Source organism: Burkholderia sp. BCC1977, assembly GCF_905339595.1.
Lineage (GTDB): Bacteria > Pseudomonadota > Gammaproteobacteria > Burkholderiales > Burkholderiaceae > Burkholderia.
Genome location: NZ_CAJPGQ010000006.1, coordinates 86,270 through 98,303, shown reverse-complemented (window position 1 = coordinate 98,303; position 12,034 = coordinate 86,270). Strand labels below are relative to the sequence as shown.

Annotated in this window: 12 protein-coding genes; 10 read left to right on the top strand and 2 right to left on the bottom strand. The window is 68.9% G+C overall.

The genetic code is table 11. From position 1 onward, the window contains the following. The first annotated feature begins 8 nt into the window (after positions 1–8). The 7 genes from ribD (at position 9) to U5771_RS07610 (ending at position 6,083) form a co-directional block, all read left to right on the top strand. On the top strand, positions 9–1,130 hold the full coding sequence (gene ribD, locus U5771_RS07640) for a bifunctional diaminohydroxyphosphoribosylaminopyrimidine deaminase/5-amino-6-(5-phosphoribosylamino)uracil reductase RibD (RefSeq protein WP_322023407.1): 1,122 nt from the start codon (positions 9–11) through the stop codon (positions 1,128–1,130). Positions 1,131–1,144: 14 nt separating this feature from the next. Beyond that, the gene (locus tag U5771_RS07635) at positions 1,145–1,774 is read left to right on the top strand and encodes a riboflavin synthase (protein WP_322023406.1); all 630 of its coding nucleotides are present in this window, start codon (positions 1,145–1,147) and stop codon (positions 1,772–1,774) included. A 196-nt stretch (positions 1,775–1,970) separates the two neighbouring features. Then, positions 1,971–2,489 (top strand): DUF1993 domain-containing protein, encoded by a 519-nt coding sequence (locus U5771_RS07630; protein ID WP_322023405.1) that lies wholly within the window; start codon positions 1,971–1,973, stop codon positions 2,487–2,489. 175 nt (positions 2,490–2,664) lie between these two features. Beyond that, positions 2,665–3,807, top strand: coding sequence for a bifunctional 3,4-dihydroxy-2-butanone-4-phosphate synthase/GTP cyclohydrolase II (ribBA, locus tag U5771_RS07625; RefSeq protein ID WP_322023404.1), 1,143 nt, complete (start codon positions 2,665–2,667; stop codon positions 3,805–3,807). Positions 3,808–3,860: 53 nt separating this feature from the next. Further along, positions 3,861–4,382, top strand: coding sequence for a 6,7-dimethyl-8-ribityllumazine synthase (gene ribH, locus U5771_RS07620; protein ID WP_096503569.1), 522 nt, complete (start codon positions 3,861–3,863; stop codon positions 4,380–4,382). Beyond that, on the top strand, positions 4,379–4,816 hold the full coding sequence (gene nusB / locus U5771_RS07615; protein WP_059530215.1) for a transcription antitermination factor NusB: 438 nt from the start codon (positions 4,379–4,381) through the stop codon (positions 4,814–4,816). Before ribH ends, nusB begins: the two co-directional genes overlap by 4 nt. A 70-nt stretch (positions 4,817–4,886) precedes the next feature. Then, positions 4,887–6,083, top strand: a complete 1,197-nt coding sequence (locus U5771_RS07610; protein ID WP_322023403.1) for a pyridoxal phosphate-dependent aminotransferase — start codon at positions 4,887–4,889, stop codon at positions 6,081–6,083. 126 nt (positions 6,084–6,209) lie between these two features. On the opposite strand, the gene U5771_RS07605 is transcribed toward U5771_RS07610, so the two are convergent. Then, positions 6,210–7,337: a transglycosylase SLT domain-containing protein gene (locus tag U5771_RS07605; RefSeq protein ID WP_322023402.1), complete on the bottom strand. Its 1,128-nt coding sequence runs from the start codon at positions 7,335–7,337 to the stop codon at positions 6,210–6,212. Between the two features lie 596 nt (positions 7,338–7,933). Between U5771_RS07605 and U5771_RS07600 the strand changes: the two genes are divergently transcribed. Both U5771_RS07600 and U5771_RS07595 read left to right on the top strand, forming a co-directional pair. Next, positions 7,934–9,490 (top strand): UbiD family decarboxylase, encoded by a 1,557-nt coding sequence (locus U5771_RS07600; RefSeq protein ID WP_322023401.1) that lies wholly within the window; start codon positions 7,934–7,936, stop codon positions 9,488–9,490. A gap of 34 nt (positions 9,491–9,524) precedes the next feature. After that, positions 9,525–10,196, top strand: a complete 672-nt coding sequence (locus U5771_RS07595) for a LysE family translocator (protein ID WP_322023400.1) — start codon at positions 9,525–9,527, stop codon at positions 10,194–10,196. Between the two features lie 100 nt (positions 10,197–10,296). Here U5771_RS07595 and U5771_RS07590 read toward each other — a convergent pair whose 3' ends face one another. Then, positions 10,297–10,590 (bottom strand): hypothetical protein, encoded by a 294-nt coding sequence (locus tag U5771_RS07590; protein ID WP_322023399.1) that lies wholly within the window; start codon positions 10,588–10,590, stop codon positions 10,297–10,299. Between the two features lie 511 nt (positions 10,591–11,101). On the opposite strand from U5771_RS07590, the gene U5771_RS07585 reads away from it, so the two are divergent. Then, positions 11,102–12,031: a Rossmann-like and DUF2520 domain-containing protein gene (locus U5771_RS07585; protein ID WP_322023398.1), complete on the top strand. Its 930-nt coding sequence runs from the start codon at positions 11,102–11,104 to the stop codon at positions 12,029–12,031. Positions 12,032–12,034 lie beyond the last annotated feature (3 nt).

The window sequence follows — 12,034 nt, the reverse complement described above, 5'->3', positions numbered from 1 at the left end:
CCGCACGCATGTTCTCGGATACCGATTTCGCCCACATGCAGCGCGCGCTGACGCTCGCGGCGCGCGGCATGTATACGACCGCGCCGAACCCGCGCGTCGGCTGCGTGATCGTCAAGGACGGCGACGTGATCGGCGAAGGCTTCACGCAGCCGGCCGGCCAGGACCACGCGGAAGTCCAGGCGCTGAAGGACGCGCGCGCGCGCGGCCATGACGTCGCCGGCGCGACCGTGTACGTGACGCTCGAGCCGTGCAGCCACTTCGGCCGCACGCCGCCGTGCGCGAACGCGCTGATCGACGCGCGCGTCGCAAAGGTCGTCGCGGCGATGGAAGACCCGAATCCGCAGGTGTCGGGGCGCGGCCTCGGGATGCTGCGCGACGCGGGCATCGACGTGCGCTGCGGGCTGCTCGCGAACGAAGCGGGCGAACTGAACATCGGCTTCGTGTCGCGGATGACGCGCGGCCGTCCGTGGGTGCGGATGAAGACGGCCGCGTCGCTCGATGCTCGCACCGCGCTGCCGTCCGGCGAAAGCCAGTGGATCACCGGCGAGGCCGCGCGCCTCGACGGCCACGCATGGCGCGCGCGCGCGTGCGCGATCCTCACCGGGATCGGCACCGTGCGCCAGGACAACCCGCTGCTGACCGTGCGCGGTATCGACACGCCGCGCCAGCCGCAGCGCGTGCTGGTCGACAGCCGCCTCGACCTGCCGCTCGATGCGCGCCTGCTCGAAGGCGCGCCGCTGCTGATCTTCTGCGGGCGGCTCGATGCCGCCGGCGAAGTGCGCGCGAACGTGCTGAAGTCGCGCGGCGCGGAAATCGTGCCGCTCGCGAACGCGCACGGCAAGGTCGACCTGCCCGCGATGCTGGCGGCGCTCGGCGCGCGCGGCGTCAACGAGCTGCATGTCGAGGCCGGCCACAAGCTGAACGGCTCGCTGCTGCGCGAGCAGTGCGTCGACGAGCTGCTGGTCTATCTCGCGCCGAGCCTGCTCGGCAGCGACGCGGCCGGCATGTTCGACCTCGCGGCGCCGGCGAGCCTCGACGCCCGCACGCGGCTCGCGTTCCACAGCGTCGAGCGGATCGGCGACGATCTGCGGATCCTGGCGCGACTCGCGCCGCCCCCCGCCCCTCATTGAACGGAGCCGTCACGATGTTTACCGGAATTGTCGCGGCCGTCGGCCGCATCGAATCGATCAACCCGCTCGGCGCGTCGCCCGATGCCGGCGTGCGGCTGACCGTGCAGGCCGGCGGGCTCGACCTCGCCGATGTCGCGCTCGGCGACAGCATCGCGATCCAGGGCGCGTGCATGACGGTGATCGAAAAGACCGGCACCGGATTCGACGTCGACGTATCGCGCGAAAGCCTGAACCGCACGGTCGGCCTCGCGCAACCCGGCGAAGTGAACCTCGAGAAGGCGCTGCGCGCGCACGACCGCCTCGGCGGGCACATCGTGTCGGGCCACGTCGACGGCCTCGGCACCGTGACGCGCTTCGCGCCGGTCGGCGAATCGCACGAGCTGCGGATCGTCGCGCCGCGCGCGCTCGGCCGCTATCTCGCGTACAAGGGCTCGATCACGGTCAACGGCGTGAGCCTGACCGTCAACACGGTCGACGATCGCGCCGACGGCTGCGAATTCTCGATCAACCTGATCCCGCATACGGTCGAGGTCACGACGCTGCGTCACGTGAAGGCCGGCGACCAGGTCAATCTCGAAATCGACATGATCGCGCGGTACGTGGAGCGGATGATGTCGGCATCGCAGGGCGTGCATCAGGACTGATCGGGCGGTTGCGCCCCTGGATAGGGAATGGCGGCCGGCGGTTCGCCCCGACACCTGGCCGGATGGCCAACGACGCGCACGGGTCATCCCGTCGCGCTAAGATGCAACGGCAGCGGTTTCGGCGCCGCGACGCACGGTGCGCCGTGTACCGGCCGCCGCCTTCCGGCTGCCCCCTTTTCATCCAGGAGTCGTCCCCATGTCCATCTCGATGTACCAGGCTTCGCTGCCCGTCCTGATCCGCGGCCTCACCAACCTGCAGCACATCCTCGGCAAGGCGCAGGCGCATGCGGCCGAGAAGCAGATCGACCCGTCGGTGTTCATCGGTGCACGCCTCTATCCGGACATGCTGCCGCTCGTCCGCCAGGTCTACATCGCGACCGACACGGCCAAGGGCTGCGCCGCGCGGCTCGCCGGCGTCGACATCCCGAGCTACCCGGACGTCGAGCAGACGTTCGACGAACTCCATGCGCGCATCCAGAAGACGATCGACTACCTGAAAGGCTTCGATGCCGCGCAGATCGACGGCAGCGAAGCGCGCCAGATCGTGCTCAAGATGCGCGTCGGCCCGATCGAGTTCACCGGGCAGTCGTACCTGCTGAACTTCGTGCTGCCCAACTTCTTCTTCCACGTGACGACGGCGTACGACATCCTGCGTCACAGCGGCGTCGAACTCGGCAAGCTCGACTACCTCGGCGGCCGCAACGAGCACGCGTGACGCACGGCCGGGCCCATGCCGGCCTGCGGCCACCCGTCTCCGGGCGGGCCGCAGGCCTGCCTCGCAGGCCGGTCGCAGCGCGTTTCGGCGCGCTCGCCGGCCGCGCGCAGCCGGTGCCAGCCGAAACGCGGTCAGGCTGGCGTAAAATACGCACTTTCCTCTTTCTCGCCCCCTTATGACGCTCGCCTCCACGCTCGACATCATCGCGGAGTTGAAAGCCGGCCGGATGGTGATCCTGGTCGACGAAGAAGACCGCGAAAACGAAGGCGACCTCGTGATCGCCGCCGAATTCGTCACGCCGGAAGCGATCAACTTCATGGCCAGGTACGGCCGCGGCCTGATTTGTCTGACGTTGACGCAGGAACGCTGCAAGCAGCTGCACCTGCCGCTGATGACCTACCGCAACGGCACCCAGTACGGCACCGCGTTCACGGTCAGCATCGAAGCGGCCGAAGGCGTGACGACCGGCATCTCGGCCGCCGATCGCGCGCACACGATCGCCACGGCGGTCGCGCACGACGTCCGTCCCGAGCACATCGTGCAGCCGGGCCACGTGTTCCCGATCATGGCGCAGCCGGGCGGCGTGCTCGTGCGCGCCGGCCACACCGAGGCCGGCTGCGACTTCACCGCGCTCGCCGGGCTCACGCCGGCCGCGGTGATCTGCGAGGTCATCAAGGACGACGGCACGATGGCGCGCCTGCCCGACCTGCTCGAGTTCGCGAAGGAACACGGCCTGAAGATCGGCACGATCGCCGACCTGATCCAGTACCGCAGCCGCACCGAATCGATCATCGAGCGGATCGCCGAGCGCACGATGCAGACCGCGCACGGCACGTTCCGCGCGGTGTTGTACCGCGACCAGCCGAGCGGCTCGCCGCACATCGCGCTGGTGCGCGGCACGCCGTCGCCCGACGTCGATACGCCCGTGCGCGTGCACGAGCCGCTGTCGGTCCTCGACCTGCTCGAGACGAGCATCTCGACGCACTCGTGGACGCTCGACGCGGCGATGCGCGACATCGCGGAACGCGACCTCGGCGTGATCGTGCTGCTCAACTGCGGCGACACGAAGGAACATCTGATCGACGTCTTCAAGGCGTTCGACGAGGAAGAAAAGGCCGCTGCGCTGAAGCGCCGGCCGGTCGATTTCAAGACGTTCGGCATCGGCGCGCAGATCCTGCGCGATGTCGGCGTCGGCAAGATGCAGGTGCTGTCGAATCCGCGCAAGCTGGGCAGCATGTCCGGCTACGGCCTCGAAGTCACGGGCTTCATTCCGATGCCCGGCGGCGAAGCCAAGTCCTGCCCGGCGTCCAACGCGTAACCCGCCACGACGCTTTCGCCCTATAACCGTTCATCCACACCACGGACCAGATCATGGAAATCGGACAATACCAACCGAATCTCGAAGGCGACGGCCTGCGTATCGGCATCGTGCAATCCCGCTTCAACGAACCCGTCTGCAACGGCCTCGCCGATGCGTGCGTCGAGGAACTCGAGCGCCTCGGCGTCTCCGGTGAAGACGTGCTGCTCGTGTCGGTGCCCGGCGCGCTGGAAATCCCGCTCGCGCTGCAGAAGCTCGCGGAAAGCGGCCAGTTCGACGCACTGATCGCGCTCGGCGCGGTGATCCGCGGCGAGACGTACCACTTCGAACTCGTGTCGAACGAAAGCGGCGCGGGCATCACCCGCATCGGCCTCGACTTCAACCTGCCGATCGCGAACGCGGTCCTGACGACCGAAAACGACGAGCAAGCTGTCGCGCGCATGACCGAAAAGGGTCGTGACGCCGCACGCGTCGCGGTCGAGATGGCCAACCTGACGATGGCACTCGACCAGCTCGGCGACGACGAGGACGAGGACGAAGAAGAAGACGAAGACGACGAAGAGGAGCGCGCATGAAGAAGAGCGCCCGCCGACAATCGCGCGAGCTGGCGACGCAGGGCCTGTATCAGTGGCTGCTGTCGAACGCGGCCTCCGGCGAGATCGACGCGCAACTGCGCGGCGCGCTCGGTTACGACAAGGCCGACAAGGAGCTGCTCGACGCGATCCTGCACGGCGTGATTCGCGAGCATGCAACGCTCGTCGAAGCCCTCACGCCGTCGCTGGACCGTCCGGTCGACCAGCTGTCGCCGGTCGAACGCGCCGTGCTGCTGATCGCGACGTTCGAGCTCACGCATCATGTCGAAACGCCGTACCGCGTGATCATCAACGAAGCAGTCGAACTCGCGAAGACGTTCGGCGGCTCCGACGGCTACAAGTACGTCAACGGCGTGCTCGACAAGCTCGCCGCGAAGCTGCGCCCCGCCGAAACGCAGGCGCGCCGCAACGGCTGATTCCGCAGTTGGACGGGCGCGCAAGCGCCCGTTTTTCGTTCCCCCTCCTCCTCCCCGCTCCGCCCGACCGATGAATACCACCGCCGATTCGCTCGTCACGCTCGCCGCACGCGTCGACGCGATCCAGCCCTTCTACGTGATGGAATTGATGAAGGAGGCACAGCGGCTCGAGTCCTCCGGGCGCGATGTTATCCACATGGGCATCGGCGAACCGGACTTCACCGCGCCGGAGCCCGTCGTCGAGGCGGCGGCTGCCGCGTTGCGCCGCGGCGTCACGCAGTACACGAGCGCGCTCGGCATCGCGCCGCTGCGCGAAGCGATCGCCGCGCACTACGCGCGCGCCTACGGCCTCACGATCAGCCCGGAGCGGATCGTCGTGACGGCCGGTGCGTCGGCCGCGCTGCTGCTCGCGTGCCTCGCGCTCGTCGGCCGCGACGACGAGGTGCTGATGCCCGACCCGTCGTATCCGTGCAACCGGCACTTCGTCGCGGCGGCCGAAGGCCGCCCGGTGCTCGTGCCGAGCGGCCCGGAAGCGCGCTTCCAGCTCACCGCGGACGACGTCCGCACGCGCTGGGGCAGCCGCACGCGCGGCGTGCTGCTCGCGTCGCCGTCGAACCCGACCGGCACGTCGCTCGAGCCGGACGAACTGAAGCGGATCGTCGAAGCCGTGCGCACACGCGGCGGCTTCACGATCGTCGACGAGATCTACCAGGGGCTCAGCTATGACGCGGCGCCCGTGTCGGCGCTGTCATACGGCGACGATGTCGTCACCGTCAACAGCTTCTCGAAGTACTTCAGCATGACCGGCTGGCGGCTCGGCTGGCTGGTCGTGCCGCCCGCGCTCGTGAGCACGTTCGAAAAGCTGTCGCAGAACCTGTTCATCTGCCCGTCCGCGCTCGCGCAGCACGCGGCGCTCGCGTGCTTCGAACCGGCGGCGCTCGACATCTACGAGGCGCGCCGCCTCGAATTCAAGCGTCGCCGCGACTTCATCGCGCCGGCGCTCGAACGGCTCGGCTTCACGGTGCCCGTGATGCCGGACGGCGCGTTCTACGTGTATGCGCACTGCGGCGGCGTCGCCCATCCGGCGGCCGGCGACAGCGCCGCGCTCACGCAGGCGATGCTGCACGACGCGGGCGTCGTGCTGGTGCCGGGCATGGATTTCGGCGTGCATGCGCCGCGCGACTATATCCGGCTGTCCTATGCGACCGCCTACTCGCGCCTCGAAGAGGCCGTCGAGCGGCTCGCGACGCTGTTCGGCCAGCACTGACACGTCCCGACGACCGGCCTTCCCGGCCGGCGCGCCGGGCCATTCCTTCCGCACAAAAAGAAAAGGCACCCGAAATCGGGTGCCTTCTGGCTGTGGCCTGGCCGGAACCGCGGGACCCGCGCGACGTTAAGCGCCGAGTTCCGAGTGATCGCCGTGCGCCTGCTTCGCGGTGTCGACGCTTGCGTCGTCCTGCTGCGGCGCGCCCTTCGGCGCGGCAACGGCCTTCGCGGCGATCGGCTGTGCGGTGTCGAGCGTCGCGTGCACGCGCTTCGTGCCGCCTGCCGCTGCCGTCACGGCCGCGGTGACGATCGGCTTCGCCGGCTGGGCCGGCGCCTGCGGCGCATTGACCGGCACGCTGCGACCGTGCGCGACGTCGCGCAGGCGGCCACGCTCGGCCATGACCTTCGAGCCGTACACGGTGTCGTCCGGATTGGTCGAACCGTTGTACATACGCAGGCCGTTCGCAAGCGAGCCGCCGCGGGCGATACAGTCCTTCAGCACGAGCGCGCCGACCTGCAGGTTCGCGAGCGGTTGCAGCGCGGTGTCGGTACCGCCGAAATATTCGAACTTGTCGGAATGGACCTTCGACATGACCTGCATCAGGCCTTGCGCGCCGACGCCGCTTTCCGCGTACGGGTTGAAGCCCGATTCGATCGCCATCACGGACAGCAGCAGCAGCGGATCGAGGCCGACGTCGTGGCCGGTCTGGAACGCGGCCTTGACGAGCTGGCCGAGCGGCTCCTGGGCGACCCGGTAACGGCGCGACAGGTAGGTGGCGACGAGCGCCTGCTGGCGGTTCGACGCGAGCGCACGATCGTCGCGCGCATCGGCCGGGACCCGCTGGGTCGGGATCAGTTTCGCGAGCGCGACGGGCGACGGGCCGTTGCGGGCCGGATCGGACGCATCGTTCTGCGCGGCGGTTTCCGGTGCGACGTCGAGACCGACGGCGAGCGCATCCGTTTCGGGGGCGTCTTCCTGCTGCGGCTGCGCGCCGGCGGGCGCGAAGTTCGGCAGCGGATGGCCGGTCAGCAGACGGGCCGGACCGGCCTGCACGGCCGCGGATACGACCGGCATCAGCTTCGCGGCGAGGTTCCCGCGCACGGTCGGCAGCAGCCACAGGGCAAGTGCGACCGCGACAGCGAAACAGCCGACAACGCTGAATAAATGGTGACTGACACGCGTCCCGCGACGCAGCATGTTGCGCACGATTTGTGCATGCTGCTGACTGGGACGCCACGATAACCAAGCGTTCATTCAGATCATCTCCCATGAACATGACTCGTGCGGCTCGCTCGGCTCGATGGCGAGACAGAAAACGCGCCGCGGAATCACGACGCCGCACGCCTTGGTTGGGACGTGCAAGCATCGGGGAAACGGTATAAGTACCGTTCGAGGCCACGGTGTAAGAGGGCCGGCACCTTCGCACACTGGGCGAGGCGGGCATACGCGGTGGCACCCACGCAAAAAACCAGCGTCTGGTGGCGCTGGCTGGGACTACGACAAAGGCCGTCGAATACGCCGTGCAGGTTTCGGCGGACGGTGACGCGCTGCGTCAAAGATCGGTGATTGGCGGCTCGAAGCCTTTTACCCTGCAACCAATGTGAGCGGATTCTAGCAGGGTTTTATAGATCGTCAACACTATAAAACCTTCAAATTATAACAAAAAGTAATTTTGAACCGCCCTTCAGATCGCGAGCCCCCTGCCGTAGGGGCTCTGCGCGCGGTCGACTTTTTTCTCCGCCGGGCGTGCGCGCGGCGGCCCGGGTAAAATCGTCGGTCGATTCGGGGCCGCAGCCGGCCGCTGCGCCCGCCCATCGCTGCCCGCCTTGCGGGCGGCCCGGACCTTCCTCATGAAATACAAAGACTTACGCGATTTCATCCAGCGCCTCGAGGCGCTCGGCGAACTGCGGCGCGTCACGCAACCCGTGTCGCCCGTGCTCGAAATGACCGAGCTGTGCGACCGCGTGCTGCGCGCCGGCGGCCCGGCGCTGCTGTTCGCAGCGCCGCCCGGCCATGCGTTCCCGGTGCTCGGCAACCTGTTCGGCACGCCGCGCCGCGTCGCACTCGGGATGGGTGTCGATGCGGGCGACGACGCCGCGCTCGGCTCGCTGCGCGACCTCGGGCGGCTGCTGTCCGCGCTCAAGGAGCCGGATCCGCCGAAGAGCCTGAAGGACGCCGGCAAGCTGCTGTCGCTCGCGAAGGCCGTGTGGGACATGGCGCCGAAATCGGTGTCGTCGCCGCCGTGCCAGGAGATCGTCCGGGAAGGCGCCGACGTCGACCTGAACCAGCTGCCGATCCAGACCTGCTGGCCCGGCGACGCGGGGCCGCTCGTCACCTGGGGCCTCACGGTCACGCGCGGGCCGAACAAGCCGCGCCAGAACCTCGGCATCTACCGCCAGCAGCTGATCGGCCGCAACAAGCTGATCATGCGCTGGCTCGCGCATCGCGGCGGTGCGCTGGACTTCCGTGAATTCGCGCTGCAGAACCCCGGCAAGCCGTATCCGGTCGCGGTCGTGCTCGGCGCGGATCCGGCCACGACGCTCGGCGCGGTGACGCCGGTGCCGGATTCGCTGTCCGAGTATCAGTTCGCCGGCCTGCTGCGCGGCAGCCGCACCGAGCTCGCGAAGTGCCTGACGCCCGGCGTCGACACGCTGCAGGTGCCCGCCCGCGCGGAGATCGTGCTCGAAGGCTTCATCTATCCGCAGGAAGGCGCGCCCGCCCCCGCCCCGACCGGCGCACCGCCGCGGCCGGCCGGCAACGCGTCGGCCGCGTACGAGCACGCGCTCGAAGGCCCGTACGGCGACCACACCGGCTACTACAACGAGCAGGAGTGGTTCCCGGTGTTCACCGTCGAGCGCATCACGATGCGCCGCGACGCGATCTATCACTCGACCTATACGGGCAAGCCGCCCGACGAGCCGGCCGTGCTCGGCGTCGCGCTCAACGAGGTGTTCGTGCCGCTGCTGCAGAAGCAGTTCACCGAGATCACCGACTTCTACCTGCCGCCGGAAGGCTGCAGCTACCGGATGGCCATCGTCCAGATGAAGAAGAGCTACGCCGGCCATGCGAAGCGCGTGATGTTCGGCGTGTGGAGCTTCCTGCGGCAGTTCATGTATACGAAGTTCATCGTGGTCGTCGACGAGGACGTGAACATCCGCGACTGGAACGAGGTGATCTGGGCGATCACGACGCGCGTCGACCCCGTGCGCGACACCGTGATGGTCGACAGCACGCCGATCGACTATCTCGATTTCGCGTCGCCCGTCGCGGGCCTCGGCTCGAAGATGGGACTCGACGCGACCAACAAGTGGCCCGGCGAGACGAACCGCGAATGGGGCCGCCCGATCGAGATGGACGCCGCCGTGAAGGCGCGCGTCGACCGCCTCTGGCAGGAGATCGGACTGTAAGTCCGCGCGCTGAACGCACCCGACAAGAACGACGATGAGCTTCCCCCCCGCCTCGATGCTGTCCGACGGATTCTTCCTGTCGCTGTCGCTGTGTCTCGACATCGGCCTCGTCAACGTCGCGATGCTGTCGCTGACGCTGTCGCACGGCTTCCGGCCGGGCTTCTGGCTCGGCGTCGGCTCGTGCGTCGGCGATCTCGTCTACGCGGCGCTCGCGCTCGCGGGGATGGCCGTGCTGCTGCAGTTCGAGGCCGTGCGCTGGATCGTCTGGATCGGCGGCGGTGCGGTGCTGCTGTTCCTCACGTGGAAGATGGCGCGCGAAGCGCTCGTGCCGGCCGATAACGCCGACGACGGCGATGCGGACGACGCGCCGCAGCCGCGTGCCAGCGCGCGGCGCAGCTTCATGCGCGGCATGCTGCTCGCGATGTCGTCGCCGAGTGCGATCCTGTGGTTCGCGGCGGTCGGCGGCGCGCTGATCGCGAAAGCCGGCGCGACCACGCCGGCGACGGCGTCGGTGTTCCTGTCCGGCTTCTTCCTCGGCGGTCTCGCGTGGACGCTCTTCATGTGCACGCTCGCGAGCCAGGGCCGCAAGCGCGCGGGTGCGGGGCTGATGCGCGCGTGTCACGTCGCGTCGGCGCTGCTGTTCGCGTATTTCTCGTACAGCGTGATCGTCGGCGGCTATCGCGACCTGATTGCCCACGCGGTGTGACCGCCACGCACCGAACCACCGCCCGAATGAAAAACGGCGCAACGTCCCTCGCGGGGCGTTGCGCCGTTTTGCCGCGCGCGGTCAGGCCGCGCGGGACGCGTCAACGACGCCAGTAGCCGTGGTGACCCCAGCCGCCGTAACCGTGACGCCAGTACGGACGGCCGTAGTAGCCGCCGACGACCACGGGAGGCGGTGCGTAGTATGCCGGCGCCGGCGCGTAATACACGGGCGGGGGCGGCGGTGCGTAGTACACGGGCGGCGGCGCTGCATAAACGGGATACGCGGGTGCGACCGGGATACCGATGCCGACCCCGATCGACACGTGAGCCTGCGCGGCGCTCGCGGCACCCAGGCCCAGCGCGGCGGCGGCGATGAACGGAATGAGCTTTTTCACTTCGATTCTCCTGCTGGAGCGGTAATTTATGCGCTCCTGTCGGCAACGGCGGGCATGCACGTCGCATGGAAGCAATGTAGCGAAAACCCGCCCCACGCGTATCGCGCATTTGTTGCAAATTGCAATTCCACGCGGCTGCAGCCACCGCGCGGCGCGGCTGTGCGGATCCTCGACATCCCTTGCCGGTCGCGCGATTCCGTCCGACCAGTGAAATCGCGACACATCGACCGGTCAGTCTTACCGGATCCGATACGTGCGGCGGAGATGCTTCCGTAATGAACGATTACAAATTTGAGACAAGACGCCGACAATTCAAGACGGACGCGGCCGCCGCGTGATTCGGGGCCGGATCATGGGGTCGTCATCGGGCGGCGCAACCGCCGCGCGAATTGACCGGTTCCCTGCGTCGAACGCCGCCGTCCGAGTCGTACCCGCCCGCCGCCACCCACCTGCGACCGCCCGGTCGTTCCTGCGATACTGGCGGCTGCTCCGTTTTCGCTCGTGACCCGCCATGTCCCTCCCCGACCTTCCCCGTCTCGGCTTCATCGGCGCCGGCCGCCTGGCGCGCTGCCTTACCCTGCGTTTCGCGGCGGCCGGCTTTCCGGTCGTCGCGATCGCGAGCCGCACGGCGGAATCGGCCACGGCACTCGCCGCGCGCATCGCCGGCTGCCGGGCGGTCGACACGCCGCAGCAGGTCGTCGACGCCGCCGACCTGATCTTCCTCACCGTGCCCGACGACCATCTCGCGTCGACCAGCGCAGCGCTGCGGTTCGACCCGGCGCGCGCGGCAAGCCAGGCGCTCGTCCACTGCAGCGGCGCGTCGGCGGTCGAGCTGCTCGATCCGGCAAAACGGCAAGGCGCGGCCACGGGCGGCTTCCATCCGCTCTACCTGTTCGGCGGCACGGACGCCGATCTCGCCCGCATCGACGGCTGCTCGGTCACGCTCGAAGCCGACGGCGCGCTGCACGCGACGCTGCTGCGACTGGCTGCCGCACTCGGCTGCCATCCGCTGTCGATTCCGGCCGGCGGCCGGATGCTCTATCACGCGGCCGCGCATTACGCGGCGAGCTTCGCGCTATGCGGGCTGTCGGAAGCGGTCGAGCTGTGGCGCGGCCTCGGCTTCGACGAGGAAGCCGCGTTGCGCGCACTGCTGCCGATGCTCGCCGGCACGATCGAGACCGCGCGCGACAAGGGCCTCGCGAACGCACTCGCGGGCCCGGTGTCGCGCGGCGACACCGGCATCGTCGAGCGTCAGCTCGCGCTGCTCGAGGCGCGCGGCGGCGACCACGCGACGCTGTATGCGCTGATGACCCGCCGGGCGGTCGCGCTCGCGGCCAGGCGCGCCGCGCCGCCGGCCGCGCTGCCGGCGCTCGCGCAGGCCGTCGAAGCGTCGCTCGGGCGCACGACCGGGCACCCCTCCCCGCCGCGGGACGAGGCGTGATAA